The 15,134-nt window shown below is 38.9% G+C and carries 14 protein-coding genes; 10 read left to right on the top strand and 4 right to left on the bottom strand.

Going from position 1 to position 15,134, the window contains the following annotated elements; genetic code table 11:
• Positions 1-614 precede the first annotated feature (614 nt).
• Genes NRL14_RS06295 through NRL14_RS06280 form a run of 4 tightly spaced genes read left to right on the top strand, consistent with a single transcriptional unit; the run spans position 615 to position 5,248 of the window.
• Positions 615-1,619, top strand: a complete 1,005-nt coding sequence (locus tag NRL14_RS06295) for an extracellular solute-binding protein (RefSeq protein WP_033015947.1) — start codon at positions 615-617, stop codon at positions 1,617-1,619.
• Positions 1,619-3,250 (top strand): iron ABC transporter permease, encoded by a 1,632-nt coding sequence (locus NRL14_RS06290; protein WP_306724246.1) that lies wholly within the window; start codon positions 1,619-1,621, stop codon positions 3,248-3,250. The genes NRL14_RS06295 and NRL14_RS06290 overlap by 1 nt, the downstream gene beginning before the upstream one ends.
• Positions 3,251-4,300 carry an ABC transporter ATP-binding protein gene (locus tag NRL14_RS06285; protein ID WP_033038668.1) on the top strand — a complete coding sequence of 350 codons (1,050 nt, stop codon included), beginning with the start codon at positions 3,251-3,253 and terminating at the stop codon, positions 4,298-4,300.
• A gap of 48 nt (positions 4,301-4,348) precedes the next feature.
• Positions 4,349-5,248, top strand: a complete 900-nt coding sequence (locus tag NRL14_RS06280; RefSeq protein WP_306724245.1) for a Dyp-type peroxidase — start codon at positions 4,349-4,351, stop codon at positions 5,246-5,248.
• Between the two features lie 7 nt (positions 5,249-5,255).
• Here NRL14_RS06280 and argR read toward each other — a convergent pair whose 3' ends face one another.
• A complete protein-coding gene (gene argR, locus NRL14_RS06275) occupies positions 5,256-5,723 on the bottom strand; it encodes a transcriptional regulator ArgR (RefSeq protein WP_006794541.1) in 468 nt (155 codons plus the stop codon).
• A gap of 225 nt (positions 5,724-5,948) precedes the next feature.
• On the opposite strand from argR, the gene mdh reads away from it, so the two are divergent.
• Positions 5,949-6,881 carry a malate dehydrogenase gene (gene mdh, locus NRL14_RS06270; RefSeq protein ID WP_002957751.1) on the top strand — a complete coding sequence of 311 codons (933 nt, stop codon included), beginning with the start codon at positions 5,949-5,951 and terminating at the stop codon, positions 6,879-6,881.
• An 86-nt stretch (positions 6,882-6,967) separates the two neighbouring features.
• On the opposite strand, the gene ispB is transcribed toward mdh, so the two are convergent.
• The gene (gene ispB / locus NRL14_RS06265) at positions 6,968-7,939 is read right to left on the bottom strand and encodes an octaprenyl diphosphate synthase (RefSeq protein WP_024596483.1); all 972 of its coding nucleotides are present in this window, start codon (positions 7,937-7,939) and stop codon (positions 6,968-6,970) included.
• A 422-nt stretch (positions 7,940-8,361) separates the two neighbouring features.
• Between ispB and rplU the strand changes: the two genes are divergently transcribed.
• From rplU to NRL14_RS06240, 5 genes are all read left to right on the top strand, one after another.
• Complete coding sequence (gene rplU / locus NRL14_RS06260) at positions 8,362-8,673, top strand: 50S ribosomal protein L21 (protein WP_002957748.1); 312 nt, start codon at positions 8,362-8,364, stop codon at positions 8,671-8,673.
• A gap of 16 nt (positions 8,674-8,689) precedes the next feature.
• The gene (rpmA, locus tag NRL14_RS06255; RefSeq protein ID WP_002957747.1) at positions 8,690-8,947 is read left to right on the top strand and encodes a 50S ribosomal protein L27; all 258 of its coding nucleotides are present in this window, start codon (positions 8,690-8,692) and stop codon (positions 8,945-8,947) included.
• A 141-nt stretch (positions 8,948-9,088) separates the two neighbouring features.
• The gene (gene cgtA, locus NRL14_RS06250) at positions 9,089-10,246 is read left to right on the top strand and encodes an Obg family GTPase CgtA (RefSeq protein ID WP_007378734.1); all 1,158 of its coding nucleotides are present in this window, start codon (positions 9,089-9,091) and stop codon (positions 10,244-10,246) included.
• A 72-nt stretch (positions 10,247-10,318) separates the two neighbouring features.
• Positions 10,319-10,810, top strand: a complete 492-nt coding sequence (gene folA, locus NRL14_RS06245) for a type 3 dihydrofolate reductase (protein WP_008136828.1) — start codon at positions 10,319-10,321, stop codon at positions 10,808-10,810.
• Positions 10,811-10,888: 78 nt separating this feature from the next.
• Positions 10,889-11,263, top strand: a complete 375-nt coding sequence (locus NRL14_RS06240; RefSeq protein WP_007378736.1) for a DUF3718 domain-containing protein — start codon at positions 10,889-10,891, stop codon at positions 11,261-11,263.
• Between the two features lie 342 nt (positions 11,264-11,605).
• On the opposite strand, the gene NRL14_RS06235 is transcribed toward NRL14_RS06240, so the two are convergent.
• Complete coding sequence (locus tag NRL14_RS06235) at positions 11,606-14,374, bottom strand: prolyl oligopeptidase family serine peptidase (RefSeq protein WP_306724244.1); 2,769 nt, start codon at positions 14,372-14,374, stop codon at positions 11,606-11,608.
• A 140-nt stretch (positions 14,375-14,514) separates the two neighbouring features.
• Positions 14,515-15,102 carry a nucleoid occlusion factor SlmA gene (gene slmA / locus NRL14_RS06230; protein ID WP_007378613.1) on the bottom strand — a complete coding sequence of 196 codons (588 nt, stop codon included), beginning with the start codon at positions 15,100-15,102 and terminating at the stop codon, positions 14,515-14,517.
• Positions 15,103-15,134 lie beyond the last annotated feature (32 nt).

The raw sequence follows: 15,134 nt of genomic DNA, 5'->3' as shown, positions 1-15,134 counted from the left end.
GCCTGTCTCCTTTAATTCCTGAACATCCTGTAAGGTAAATACTATTACCAAATCCTTCCATTGCACTTCCTAGTGCATCCGTGTATTAATCAATCCATTGTGTTGCCTAAAAGGCCTGTCCATCTATTCCTTAAACATCCTGTCAAACAACTTAAACCCTTGTTGTTATCCCTTTCGCACCTTCCTGATGCTATCCATTTTTACAACATTCCATTGTGTTACTCATCCTGAGCCTGTCCTAAAATCCGTATTTCCTTGGTAACCTAATCATTGGTTGGTCGAATAAATAATTTGCTTGTATTTAATCGATAAGCATCACTGCTTGGTTGATGAGTAAATTGTAGGTGAATGGAGCAACTTAAATAGGGCTGAAACTATATTTAATTAGTATTTATGCAATAGCTAAAGTTTATTAATTCTTTATTTTCAATTGGTTATTTAATTAATGCTTGTTTTATATGTTGCTTTTTACTCATTAGCTGTCACATCCGTGAGAGATGTCTTACATGACATTTCTGTTTTAGACACCTTTTACCTACTTACAGCTATTTAAGGTGTGCACTTTTTAACTGTTCACGGTAGAATTATTTGATAATAATTATTATTTAGGTGGAATAATGAAGACACTCGCTATCACTTTAGGATTAATAGTATCGGCGCCAGCCTTTGCAAACGACGTCGTTAATATTTACTCTTTTCGCCAACCGTTTTTAATACAGCCAATTTTGGATGATTTTACAAAACAAACCGGCATCCAAACGAATGTTGTTTTTGCTAAAAAAGGATTAATTGAACGTGTTAAGCGCGAGGGAAAACATAGCAAAGCCGACTTAGTACTAACTTCTAACTTTAGTGCACTTATTCAATTAGAAGATTTAAAGTTAACGCAAACTATTAAAAGTGACAGCGTAAATAATAATGTGCCTGCAGCATTTCGTGATGGCGAAGGCCAGTGGGTTGCGCTAACAAAGCGTGTGCGTAATGTTTATTCATCAAAAGAGCGAGTAGGTGCGTTACCAAACCTAACTTATGAAGAGTTGGCTGATCCTAAATATAAAGGTCAAATTTGCACTCGTTCGGGTAAGCATCCTTATAATTTGGGGCTTGTTGCATCAATGATAGCTCACCATGGTAAGGCTGATACTAAAACATGGCTTGAAGGCGTTAAAGCTAATTTAGCGCGCAAACCCCAAGGTAACGACCGTGCTCAAGTTAAAGCTGTTAAAGAAGGTTTGTGCAATTTAGCGTTAGGTAATAGTTATTACCTTGGAAAAATGTTGCAAGATAAAGAACAAAAAGGTTGGGCGGAAGCGGTAAATATTAATTTCCCGAACCAAATTAATCGTGGCTCGCACATAAATGTATCGGGTGCGGTTATTACTAAGTTCGCTAAAAATCCTGAAAATGCCTTGAAACTCATAGAGTATATGACCGACAATAAAGCACAAAACATGTATGCCTCACTAAATATGGAGTATCCAGTTAAGCCAGGTGTGCAATTATCCAGTTTGGTTGCGTCTTGGGGGAGCTTTAAGGAAGACAGCTTGCCACTCGATGAGATCAGTAAATATCGTCCGTTAGCGCTTAAGCTGATTGATGAGGTGAAGTTCGATCTTTAATGACTTATAAATTTAAGCTGTCTAAATGGCAGCTCTTTGCGTGGTCGACGGGTTTGATTCTGTCGGCCCCGTTGTTTTTTCTTCTTTTTGAATCTCTGCAAGGTAACTCTGAGGTGTTTTCTCATCTTTGGGATACAGTGCTTTGGGATTACATTACTAATACTGTGTTGCTGGTTTTAGGCGTTTGTGTGCTTAGCTGTGCTATTGCGCTGCCACTCGGTTGGCTTACTGCTTACTGTAGTTTTCCTGGTAAAAAGCAGTTTGAATGGGCACTTATGCTGCCCCTTGCTATGCCTACCTATATTATTGCCTATGTATACACTGATTTATTAGACTATGCGGGCCCTGTGCAAATAGCACTTAGAGACTGGTTTGGCTGGCAATCACCTAGTGACTATTGGTTTTTTGATATACGTACACTACCTGGCGCTATCGTTATGATTGCCTTGGTACTTTACCCGTATTTATTTTTAATCTTTAAAACAGCCCTTCGCGAACAGTCATTCAAATTAGTACAAGCTAGTCAATTAATGGGGCTATCTCCTAAACAAAGTTTTTTTAAAGTAAGTTTAGTGCTCTCTCGCGGCGCAATTGTTGCGGCTCTTGCACTCATTAGTATGGAAACTATGGCTGACTTTGCAACCGTCAGCTATTTTGCCGTGAGCACATTAACGACCGCCGTATACGACACATGGTTTGGTTATTATTCGCTTACAGCGGCCGCTAAAATATCGGGTGTAATGCTCTTACTTTTATTTTTGGCATTAATGGCAGAGCGCTTTAGCCGCCGTAACCAAGCGGTATTTGAGCGCCAATCAAGTGTAAATAGTGAATCTCTCTATGTATTAAAAGGAAAGTCGGCTTGGCTAGCAACTGCATTGTGTGGCTTTATTTTACTTATCGCTTTTTTAATTCCCATTGCAGTACTCGTAAACTACGCAATTACCTACTTTGATAAAGCGTGGAACATTGAGTTTTTTAGCTATGCTTGGCAAAGTTTAAAAGTAGCAGGGATAGTGAGTGTAATAACCATTACGTTGAGTATTTTTTTGGTTTTTTATCAGCGTGTTGCAAAGCAAACGTATCCGCTTATTCCTGGGCGTTTAGCCAGTACGGGCTATGCATTGCCTGGTACAGTGCTCGCTATTGCTGTTTTATTACCACTTACATTATTAGAAAACACCATCAATGAAGCGCTCGAACCATATAATTTAGATATAGGTTTACTGCTTACAGGCAGTATTCTTACTATTATTATTGCTTACATTGTTAGATTTTATGCCATCGCGCACGGAGCAATAGAATCGAGTTTTTTACGCATTAGCCCATCACTCGATATGGCAAGTCAGTCAATGGGTAAAAGCCAAGGGCAAACATTGCGCTTAATACATCTACCTTTATTACGCCGTGGACTACTTACGGCGGCATTACTGGTGTTTATTGAGTGCATGAAAGAGCTACCTGCGGCGTTATTGCTCAGACCGTTTAACTTTGAAAGCTTAGCAACTCATGTATTTCAGTATGTGAGTGACGAGCAGTTAGAGCTTGCTTCAATTTCGGCATTATTTATTGTTATTGTCGGGTTTATTCCTTTGTATTTTATTAATCGTTCTATGGAGCAACGTAGTTAAATGAGTAGTTTAATTTTACAAGGCGTGAGCTATCACTATAACGGTACAAAGGTTATTCATGATTTAGATTTAACAGTGGGCAAAGATGAAATTGTTTGTCTGCTCGGTGCAAGTGGTTGCGGTAAAACAACCACATTAAAAGCCATTGCAGGTTTAATTGAAGCCAAGCAAGGGTCTATTTTTATAGACGGTAAATTAGTGAGTAATGAGCAATCATTTGTCTCACCTGAGCATCGTAACATCGGCATGATGTTTCAAGATTATGCATTGTTTCCGCATTTGACAGTGGCAAATAATATCGCATTTGGGCTTAGTAAAATGAGTAAAGCCCAAAAGCAGCATCGTGTTGATGAAATGCTTAAGCTTGTTCATTTAATTGGCTGTGCCGATAGATTTCCTCATCAGTTATCGGGTGGTCAGCAGCAACGCGTAGCGATTGCTCGCGCATTAGCTTATAAACCTAGTTTATTATTGCTTGATGAGCCTTTTTCAAACATTGATACACAAGTACGCTTTGAACTAATCGCCGATATACGTCGAATTATTAAGGCAACACAAGTCTCTGCTGTATTTGTTACGCACTCAAAAGAAGAGGCATTTGCCTTTTCCGATACACTTGCCATTATGCATCGCGGTAAAATTGCGCAACAAGGCACGCCAGAACAGCTTTTTGCAGCCCCAAGCTCAAAGGAGGTTGCAGAGTTTCTGGGTCAAGGCATATACTTAGAGGCAGAAGTATTAACGACAACTGAATATAATACACCGTTTGGCTTAGTTAAATCATATATTGGACATGAGCATAGAGCGAGTGTAGGGAAAATATATGTTCGTCCTCACCAGATTGAATTGGTAAGTGACAATCTATGTGACAGACACTGTGAACGAGCTACAATATTAAGTAGTCGCTTTATTGGTTCAGCGTATGTTTACACAGTCGTTATTGCTGAGCAAGAAGTTGAAGTTGCTGCACAATATGACCAATCATTTGAAAAAAATGAGCAGGTTATAATAAAAATAAAACCTCACACGGTGAACTTTTTCGAATCATAATTAATTTGTTATTCGCTGTGTTTTTATCTATAAAACTAAGGAATAACAATGGCGCAAGCGCAATCAGGGATTTGTGCTGAAGCAAACTTACACGGTTTGCACTTATTTTTTAATGTGTTTGATGGTCAAGATGAATCGTTACGCGTAAAACTAAAGCAAGTAAGCGCTATTGAAGAAGAATTTAGCGATCAGTTTTCAGAATCAATGCTCTCTTGTATGGTCGCTATTGGTGCGCAATATTGGCCACATATCCTTCCTGAGTACATTCCAAGCGAATTACAGAGCTTTCCTAATATAAATCACAGCGATCACCAAATGAGCGTGCAACCGTGTGATTTGTTTGTGCAAATTCGCTCTGACCGTGAAGACGTTAACCATTTATTTGCCCTGCAAGTATTAAAGTTATTTGCTCCTGATGTAGAGCTGGTAGAGCAGGTTCGTAATTTTCGCTTTTTAGATGGACGAGACTTTAATGGCTTTATTTATGGTGGCGATTCTGCTCATGGTAGAAAAAAGCGTGCGACGGCACTAATAAATAAACCGGGTAGCTTTGAAGATCAAGGAAGTTATATTCATGTACAACGTTATAAGCATGACTTAACTGTGTGGCAGCATTTATCATTAAGTGAGCAAGAGCAAATAATGGGTCGTACGCGCCTTGATAACACACTAATTACCCCTGCGATCGAAACCAGCCATGCTTCGCGTAGTGAGCTAAAAGATGAAGACGGGCAACCGCTACTATTAAATCAAAGCATGCCTTATGGCGATGTGTATGAGCAGGGAATGTTATCAATTACATGTGCATGTACAGGAACCGCGTTCGAAAAAATACTTAAAAGCCGTTTAGGCGAAGGTGATTGTTACGACCACTGGCTTGATTTTACTCAAGCCGATATGGGTTCTGCTTTTTTTGCACCTTCAATAGGGTTTTTAAAACAAATTTAATTTGCTATTAAACCGTATCAAATAAAATGCGAACGCGTTCAAGTGTCACGTCTATTTCAGATATTTTAGCCGGGGCGATAAAAATAGTGTCATCGCCGGCAATAGTTCCTAGTACGCCATCTGCTTTACCTAATGAATCTAATAAACGTGCAATAAGCTGAGCCGCACCTGGGCTGGTACGAATGATGATCATCATTTCGTTGTGCATAATGTCGATTACTAATTGGCGTAATGGGCTTTTAGCCGTAGGTACACCCATTTCAGCAGGTAAGCAGTAAACCATTTCTTGCTTGGCATTACGTGTGCGTACAGCGCCAAACTTACTTAGCATGCGTGATACTTTACTTTGGCTTATATTGTCAAAGCCTTGCTCTTTTAACGCATCAACTATTTCGCCTTGAGAGCCAAAGTTTTCTTCTTTTAAAAGCGATTTAAATGCTTTTACCAGTGCTTCTTGTTTATCTTGTGGTTGCATAGTCTTTATTCATTTTTGTTATTTATGCTGCAAATTCTACACAATAATGAATAATTATGCAGCAGTTGTTTAGTTAACTTGCCAGTTTGATGCGTTAAATCACAAAAGTTTACGACTATGGTCGAAAATATACTTGAAATAGACAGGATAAATTTGTTTTTAGTCGCTAATTTCATTATCTTAAGAGCCACAAATATTTCCTACCTCAAATGACGGAGAATTCCAATGAAAGTTGCTGTATTAGGTGCTGCAGGCGGTATCGGCCAAGCGTTGTCTTTATTATTAAAAACAGGCTTACCAGCTGGCTCTGAATTATCACTTTATGATGTTGCACCAGTAGTACCAGGTGTTGCGGTTGACCTTTCTCACATCCCAACAGATGTTAAAGTTGCAGGCTTTGGCGCAGACGATTTAAATAAAGCGCTTGAAGGTTCTGACATCGTTCTTATCCCAGCGGGTATGCCACGTAAACCAGGTATGGATCGTGCTGATTTATTCAATGTAAATGCTGGCATCATCAAAACGTTAGCAGAAGGCATTGTTGCCAGCTGTCCTAAAGCGTTAGTAGGTATTATTACTAACCCAGTAAACGGCACAGTTCCAATTGTTGCTGAAGTATTCAAAAAAGCAGGTACTTACGACGCTAAACGCGTATTCGGTATTACTACGCTTGACGTTATTCGTTCAGAAGCATTTGTTGCTGAACTTAAAGGCGTAGACGTAGCAACTGTAAAAGTACCAGTAATTGGTGGTCACTCAGGCACAACGATTCTGCCTCTACTTTCTCAAGTTGAAGGTGTTTCTTTCACAGATGAAGAAGTTGCTGCACTTACTCCACGTATCCAAAATGCGGGTACTGAAGTTGTAAATGCTAAAGCAGGCGGTGGTTCAGCTACGCTATCTATGGGTGCTGCTGCAGCTCGTTTTTGTATGTCTTTAGTTAAAGGCCTACAAGGTGAAGAAGTTGTAGATTACGCTTACGTTGCTGTTGAAAATGGCGATGCAGAGTACTTTGCACATCCAGTACGTTTAGGTAAAAACGGCGTAGAAGAAATTCTTTCTTACGGCGAACTAAGCGCATTTGAAACAAAAGCAAAAAATGACATGCTTGAAACATTGAAAAAAGACATCAAAGAAGGTGTTGATTTCATGGCGTAATAGCCAAAATCGAATAACAAAAAAGCCTGCATTTGCAGGCTTTTTTATTGCTCAGAATTAATGTCACACTGTGTAACTAGTTAAAACTAGTGGTCGCGGTCAACCGCAATACGGGCAAGGCTTATAAGTGCTTGCTTATAGTCAGACTCAGCTAAAAAGTCTAAACAGGCAATGGCTTTTTCGGCCTCAAGCTCTGCTTTTTGCATTGTAAACTCAAGCGCATTAGTTTGTTTTAGTGCAGTTAAAATTTCTTCTAAATGCTCCATACCATTACTGTGCTCTATTGCATCACGAATAAGTTGCGTTTGCTGCTCGCTACCATGTTGCATAGCATAAATAAGCGGAAGGGTTGGTTTGCCTTCAGCTAAATCATCGCCAATGTTTTTACCTAGCTGCTCAGCATCCGCATTGTAATCGAGTACATCATCCACTAACTGAAACGCGGTGCCTAAATGCATACCGTATAAGTTTAATGCGTCGAGTGTCGCTTGGTCTTGCTCAGTAATAATGGCAGCAAGGCCTGTCGCTGCTTCAAATAATTTAGCCGTTTTAGAGTAAATAACCTGCATATAGCTGGCTTCAGTCGTATCTGGGTCATTGCAGTTCATCAGCTGCAATACTTCACCTTCAGCAATAATGTTTGTTGCATCGGCAAGTACTTGCATAATCTGCATTTTTCCAAGGCCAACCATAAGCTGAAATGAGCGAGTGTAAATAAAGTCACCAACTAATACGCTAGCAGCATTACCAAATTCAGCATTTGCTGTAGGCGTGCCACGTCGTAAGTTTGATTCATCTACAACATCATCATGCAATAGCGTTGCTGTATGGATAAACTCAACAATTGTTGCAAGTGTTATGTGATCTTTACCCTGATAACCGAGCGCCTTGGCTGCTAAAATTGCGAGCATTGGACGAACACGTTTGCCGCCACTGCTAACTATATATAAACCAAGCTGATTAACTAACGCCACATCTGAGCGCATTTGCGCATGTATAAGTTGATTGACGTCATTCATATCGCTTTCGATTAACGCCTGGATAGCTTTTATATCCATTGATCTCCGAGCCAATTTTTATGTGTGAACGGCGCAGATTGTACAACAAAAAATGCACTAGCTCGATATTTTGTGACGATTGATTGAAAAAACACTATTAAAGTACTGAATAAGAGCTTAATTGGTTGAGATAACTGATTAATAGATAACCAATATGCAGTCTGAGTCGCGCTTAGATATTATACAGCGAGAGCTCTATTTAAGCGCATTAACTTATTTCGCTTAACAGCTAAAAAGCACTTGGCAAAAGGGTCAATTAATATAAACTGGGGGAAATATTGAATTACTCTCAATGCAGCTACTTTTTATTCATTTTAATTACAAAATAGGCTTGCTAGTTATTTCGCGTTAGCGTAAACTTCGCGCCCTATCGAAGAATATTTTAGTTGCACCGATTTGAGGGTGCACAGACGGAGTTAATTATGTACGCGGTTTTCCAAAGTGGTGGTAAACAGCATCGTGTGACTGAAGGTCAAACGATTCGTCTTGAAAAATTAGACGTTGAAACTGGTGCGGCAGTAGAATTTGATTCAGTACTTTTAGTTGCTGATGGTGAGAAAATCGAGATCGGTGTACCGTTCGTAAACGGTGGCAAGATAACAGCTGAGGTTGTTTCACATGGTCGCGGTGAGAAGATTAAGGTTGTTAAATTTAGACGCCGTAAGCATTCTCGTAAGCAAATGGGCCATCGTCAATGGTTCACTGAAGTTAAAATCACTAGCATTAGCGCTTAATTAGAGGTACTTAGAAATGGCACATAAAAAAGCAGCTGGTAGTACTCGTAACGGTCGCGATTCAGAAAGCAAACGCCTAGGTGTTAAGCGTTTTGGTGGCGAATCAGTTCTAGCGGGTAGCATCATTGTTCGTCAGCGTGGAACTCGTTTCCACCCTGGTACAAACGTAGGTATCGGTAAAGACCACACTATCTTCGCAAAAGCAGATGGTAAAGTTCAGTTTGAACAGAAAGGTCCTTTAAACCGTAAATACGTAACTATCGTAACTGAGTAATCAGTAAGGTAGTTAAAAAACCCCGCCTTTGCGGGGTTTTTTGTTTTAAGAAAAAAATATATACCGAAGCCAAGCCTGCAATCAGCTTGGCTTCGGTATATAATAGTTAAATTAACAAGCCAATCCCTAAAGTGAGTAATCATGAAGTTTGTAGATGAAGTAGAAATTCGCGCAGAAGCTGGAGACGGTGGCAGCGGCATCGTGTCTTTCCGTCGTGAAAAATATGTTCCAGATGGTGGACCAGACGGCGGTGACGGTGGAGACGGTGGTAGTGTTTATCTACAAGCTGATGAAAACTTAAATACCCTCATTGATTATCAGTTTGAGCGTTTCCATAGAGCTGAACGTGGTACTAACGGTCGTAGCCGTAACTGTACAGGCCGAAAAGCCGATGACTTATTTGTTATGGTGCCTGTAGGCACACGTATCATGGATGTTGATACCCAAGAGGGACTTGGTGATTTAACGCAACATGGTCAACGTATTTTGGTTGCAAAAGGTGGTTTCCACGGCTTGGGGAATGCACGTTTTAAATCAAGTACTAACCGAGCACCTCGTCAAAAAACCTTGGGTACTGAAGGCGAAGTACGTAATTTAAAATTAGAGTTGCTACTATTAGCGGATGTAGGCTTACTAGGGCTTCCTAACGCAGGTAAATCTACGTTTATCCGTAGTGTATCAGCAGCAAGGCCTAAAGTAGCTGATTACCCGTTTACAACGCTTATTCCTAATTTGGGTGTAGTGCGTCCAGAAGCGAATAAATCATTTGTAATAGCTGACATACCAGGCTTAATTGAAGGTGCATCTGATGGTGCAGGCTTAGGCATCCGCTTCTTGAAGCATTTAGAGCGTTGTCGTGTGTTATTACACATTATCGATGTAATGCCGGTAGATGGTTCAAACCCTGTTGATAATGCATTCTCGATTATTAACGAGTTACATCAATACAGCCCTAAATTAGCTGAAAAGCCACGTTGGTTAGTTTTTAATAAAATAGATTTATTACCAGAGGACGAAGCAAAAGCGTTATGTGAAGCTATTGCAGAAGAACTGGGCGAAACTGAAAATATTTATCACATTTCAGCGATTAATAAACTCAATACTCAACCTTTAATTCACAACATAATGACACTGCTCGATAGCATGCCTAAAGAGAAGTTTGTACAGGTTGAAGATGAAGAGATTGAATTCAAGTGGGATACCTATCATGAAAAAGCCACTAAAGGTAAGGGCAATGATGATGATTGGGACGACTGGGATGAAGATGATTACGACGTAGAAGTTGTCTACGAGCGCTAATTAAATAGAATTTATAAAAAGGAGCTTATGCTCCTTTTTCTTTGTTTAAAAATAAAGTACTAGGTATTTAATATGATAATTTCAATGATTGCAGCAATGGCAAATAACCGTGTAATTGGCCTAGATAATAAAATGCCATGGCATTTACCTGCAGATCTTCAGCATTTTAAAAAAGTGACTACAGGTAAGCCTGTAATTATGGGTCGTAAAACTTTTGAATCTATCGGACGTCCTCTGCCTGGGCGACGTAATATTATTATTACTCGTAATCTTGGGTATCAAGCTGATGGAATTGAAACGGTAGCAACACCAGAGGCTGCATTGAATTTAGTTTCTGACGCTGAAGAAGTAATGATCATTGGTGGTGGAAATATTTATCAGCAGTTTTTAGAGCGTGCAGATCGCTTATATTTAACGTTTATAGATTTAGATGTAGAAGGCGATACACAATTCCCAGATTATCAAAAAATAGCTAAATGGGAGCTTAAAGAAGAGTTAAGTATGCAGCCTGATAATAAAAACAAATCTAGTTATAAATTCGTAACTTTATATAAAATTCAATAACATTATTGCGAAAATCTACGTGTGTTGGTACAATATTAACCAATCAACATAGGTAAAAAGTACCATAAAGGGTTTTTCATGTTTAAATTACCAAAGCTAGTTATTGTTACTGCTATTGCAGTAGGTTCATTTTCGTATGTAGCGCCTGCAAACGCTGAAGATCAATTAGCTGTATCTATTTGCGAGTATATAGCTGCGGACGATAAAAACCGTTTACGTAGTAAACTTAAAAGTTCTCGTGTAAAAATTCGTAATATCTACGATGCAATACAATGTAATGGTAATAACTTATTACGCCATGCAGTTGCAAGCAACGCAGTAGGTACTGGTGAATACATTGTTAAAAACCTTTCAAAAAGTTCATTAGCTGATGGCGCAGATATCGCTTGGGCTGAAGGTAACCATGCTGGTTCACCACTTATTGCTGTAATTAAAGACCGTGCTGGTCTGTAATTAAAAAGCATTTAAAAGCCGCGTTTTATACGCGGTTTTTTTGTAGCTAAAAATCATGTAACTGTGATTTTTCAATAAAAAGCCGATATTACTATGTAATATCGGCTTTTTATTGAAAGGGTGATTATCTTATACCAATCTGCTTATATGTGGGGTCTATTTAACGTTAAGAGAATTACGCTAGAACTAGGCAAAAATTTTTGTATCTAGTGTTCTAAATAAAAAATTTTTAACGATGTTATAGTGCAATTTAATTCGTTAAATTGATCAAAGATTTATGCAGGTTGGTATTATACCAACCTGTTTAGATATGAGGTCTATTTAACTCTATGCAGATTGGTACTACTCTTTAATAAAGGCCTCACCTTCAACCATCCATTTAGCAGCAGGTTTACCTTTTAAGTAATGATCAAAATACTGCATCATACGCACTGAAAAATCGACCTGATTAGGAAACTTTTTCAAGTGATGCGGTTCACCTTCGTATTGTAAAAAGGTTGCATTCTTTCCTGTACGACGAAGTGCTAAATAATACTGGACGCTTTCATGCCAAGGTACGGCATCATCTTTATCACCAGACATTATCAAAATAGGCGTATTCACTTTGTCTGCAAAAAATACAGGTGAATTTTCTATATAAAGTTTAGGGGCTTCAAATAAGTTTTTACCTATACGGCTTTGCCCTGTTTCGTATTGGAATTGACGAGCAAGACCCGATTTTAATCGAATGCCGCTATAAGCACTGGTCATGTTTGATACTGGTGCACCTGATACAACCGCTTTGAACATATCTGTTTGGGTTATCATAAACGCACTTTGATAACCTGCCCATGAGTGCCCTTGTAAGCCAATTTTGTTTTTATCAGCTATACCTAAATCTATTAATTTTTGGGTGGCGTTTATCATGGTTTGCGTTGACGATTTACCCGGGTGACCTATTTCAAAACGAATATCAGGTAAAAATACCGCATAACCGTTTGAGGTAAACAGAGGGAAATTAGGGCGATGGTTTAATTCCATTTTTGGAAAGTCATACATACGCTGGCTCATGTAACGGTAAAAATACACAACCACAGGTACTTTATCGCCTTTTTTATAGCCCGCTGGTTTTATTAGTACGCCTTGTAAGTCTTCGCCATCAAAACCTTTATAGCTTATTAGTTCTGGCTTTTCGCCCCACGCAAAATTACTAATTTGTGGGTTTAGCGTGGTCACTTGTTTTGGTGCGCTAAAGCTAAAATCAGTTTGGTAGTAATCAGGAAATTGGCTATAAGTTTGCGAGGTAAATAAGTACTTGTCAGCCTTTTTGGCTTTTTTAACTATATCAAAGCGTTTATTACCGCTAAGCACCTTAGTTAGTGTGTTAGTGGTTAAGTCGAGCTTTGCAACTTCGCTTTGTTTAGTTTGTAAGTTAATAGCAGAGACAAGTAATGTATCGCCTTTTTTAAAGCCCACTTGGGTTTTATCAAGCTTAATAACACGGTACTGCGTATTGCTTTGCTTACCATTAGTTAGGCGTTTAGCTTGCTGCGTTTTTACGTCAAACGCCCAAATATCGTATTTACTATAAGCAAGTATTTGGCTGCTATCGGTCATCCAACCAGCAAAACCATAACCAGGTTGAGTAGACGGGTAGTCGTGTTTATCATCAGCAAAGGTTGCCTGAATCGCTTTTGTAAGCGGTGTTACTTTATTATTTTTTAAATCTTTTAACTGTATTTGGCTGTCGTTAAAGTAAGCTGCAAATTCACCGTTTGGTGCAAGGCTTGGTCTAAACGGATAGTTGCTAATAATGGGAGTTTGTTTACCGGTGTTTATATTTACTGCAAAGTAATCAGCAAAAAAACCGCCGTACATTATTTTTTCTAGGTAGGGAATATTTGACGAGCCAAGTAAAGATACATCTCGCTGAGGGTTTAGTGCAACCTCAGGCATATCAGTTGTACTGAGCTGTACCACTTTTTGCGAGTTAACGTGATATACCGCGCTGTAATGGCGGTTTTTATTAACTTCGTTCCATTGCTGTTCTTCACGTGGTTTTATTTGCGCATCGTTGTTGTGCCATACATCTAAACCTTTATGTTCACGTATGGTATCAAAGTCGTACAATGAGGCTTCGTCGGTATATTCTTTGGCTTTTACTTTAGCTGCTAATTTTGGATGGTTTTCAAAATATAAGCGCTCGCCATTTTCTGACCATTCAAGGGATGCTGTTTTACCTAGGGTCCATACTTTATTAGGTGAATCTATTGTTGAAAGTTGATCGTTTTTATATAGCTGTAAACTGTAGTTTCGACGGCGTGTGTCATCATTTACATAGTTACCCAATGTAAATGCTGCAATATTGTCAGTTGGGTGCCACGCTATTTTATTTGCGATTACGCCCGGTTCATCAATTAATACACTGCTATTAAAGTCACTTAGCTCAATTAACGCTATTTGGTTGTTATTACCGTCGCTGTAACTTTGACTCACTAATAGCTGGCTGTTAGCTGAGTTAATAGCGTAGCTAAATACGTTTTCTATTGTATGGCTGCGTTTATCAGATAAATTTACGATAACAAGCGCATAGCTCTTATCTTTTTTATCGGGCGTGATAGCGTTGTCTTCTTCGTTTTTAGTGCTATCGGATTTATCTTCTACTTTTGCGTCATCGTCTTTTTTATTTAAACGATAAGCAAGCCACATACCATCATCAGATAACGTGTAATCTTTTACATCAGCAAAGCTTTGTTGAGCACCTGATTGTGTGTTTACGAGTACCAGATTGTTTTTAAGTGTGTCTTTTTTTTGGGTTGTTTCTTTTTCAAGTAAGGTAGGTACTTGTGTAAAAGCGACCCAGTTAGCGGCTTTATTAATATGAGGCTTTGTACCGCGTTCTACTTCTGCGATGAGTGTATTGCTTTGTAGTGAATAAACTTGGCCAGTTGCATTTCCACGATACGGCGTTGCACTAAAAGTGAGTACTTGGCCATTGTCAGATAGTTGCGTGCTTTTAGCTGATTTAAAACTAAATACGTCTTTAAATTGTAGCGATTCTTTGGCGTGTATGCCGGTGCTAGTTAAGCTGGCAATGAGTGCCGTGCTTAATAAGGTGAGTTTTGTTTTCATTATTGATTCTCGTATTATGACATTGTTTCATTGTAACGAGTTTGGTTCATAATTCGAGCGGATCAGATAAATGGCAGCTATATACGATAAAACGACCCGTAGGTCGATTTATCGTATTTAATTTATTAATTTAGCAAACATTACAGCCAAATTTTTTGTAGCTCAAGCCATTGTTTTTCAAATTGAGTACTTGGTTTAACTTTAAAGTCGCTACGTACAAACTGATTCATTTTTCCTTCAACGTAAGCAAGTAAAAAGTTTGCAAGCGTAAGCTCATCACTTTGAAAGTTTTTACCTTCACGAAGCTTTCTCTCACGAAGTACTTGTTTAAACTGAGTTTCTAGTTTTTCAAAAAAACTTTGTACACGCTCACGTAATCGCTCTTGTTCACCTTGCAGAGCATCGCCAGTTAGAATACGTGTAATACCTGGGTTTTTTTCAGCAAATGTGAGTAGCAGCAATAAAATATTATATATACGTGCTTGGCTTTCTTTTTCGTTTTCTAAAATAAGGTTAATGCGCGATAAAAGAGTATCTTCAATAAACTCAATTAAGCCCTCAAACATACGTGCTTTGCTCGGAAAGTGGCGATATAGCGCAGCTTCAGATACACCTACCTCAGCAGCTAGCTTAGCTGTAGTGATTCGTTGCCCAGGGCTGGTTTCTAGCATTTGTGCGAGTGCTTGCAGTATTTGCTCTTTGCGATTACTTCTTTTTGTCGCAGGCATGAACATTCCTTTTTATTAGTTATTCTTAGTGG

It is taken from the genome of Pseudoalteromonas sp. 20-92, from assembly GCF_030847595.1.
Taxonomy (GTDB): domain Bacteria; phylum Pseudomonadota; class Gammaproteobacteria; order Enterobacterales; family Alteromonadaceae; genus Pseudoalteromonas; species Pseudoalteromonas fuliginea.
Note: the sequence above shows the minus strand (reverse complement) of the source record. Positions and strands in the feature narration are given on the sequence as shown.

Bases quoted from the DNA above. Each gene is read 5' to 3' on its own strand.
- cgtA (WP_007378734.1), top strand. From the start codon at position 9,089: ATGAAGTTTGTAGATGAAGTAGAAATTCGCGCAGAAGCTGGAGACGGT.
- NRL14_RS06240 (WP_007378736.1), top strand. From the start codon at position 10,889: ATGTTTAAATTACCAAAGCTAGTTATTGTTACTGCTATTGCAGTAGGT.
- ispB (WP_024596483.1), bottom strand. From the start codon at position 7,939: ATGGATATAAAAGCTATCCAGGCGTTAATCGAAAGCGATATGAATGAC.
- argR (WP_006794541.1), bottom strand. From the start codon at position 5,723: ATGCAACCACAAGATAAACAAGAAGCACTGGTAAAAGCATTTAAATCG.
- NRL14_RS06280 (WP_306724245.1), top strand. From the start codon at position 4,349: ATGGCGCAAGCGCAATCAGGGATTTGTGCTGAAGCAAACTTACACGGT.
- rpmA (WP_002957747.1), top strand. From the start codon at position 8,690: ATGGCACATAAAAAAGCAGCTGGTAGTACTCGTAACGGTCGCGATTCA.
- NRL14_RS06285 (WP_033038668.1), top strand. From the start codon at position 3,251: ATGAGTAGTTTAATTTTACAAGGCGTGAGCTATCACTATAACGGTACA.
- NRL14_RS06290 (WP_306724246.1), top strand. From the start codon at position 1,619: ATGACTTATAAATTTAAGCTGTCTAAATGGCAGCTCTTTGCGTGGTCG.
- mdh (WP_002957751.1), top strand. From the start codon at position 5,949: ATGAAAGTTGCTGTATTAGGTGCTGCAGGCGGTATCGGCCAAGCGTTG.
- folA (WP_008136828.1), top strand. From the start codon at position 10,319: ATGATAATTTCAATGATTGCAGCAATGGCAAATAACCGTGTAATTGGC.
- NRL14_RS06235 (WP_306724244.1), bottom strand. From the start codon at position 14,374: ATGAAAACAAAACTCACCTTATTAAGCACGGCACTCATTGCCAGCTTA.
- rplU (WP_002957748.1), top strand. From the start codon at position 8,362: ATGTACGCGGTTTTCCAAAGTGGTGGTAAACAGCATCGTGTGACTGAA.
- slmA (WP_007378613.1), bottom strand. From the start codon at position 15,102: ATGCCTGCGACAAAAAGAAGTAATCGCAAAGAGCAAATACTGCAAGCA.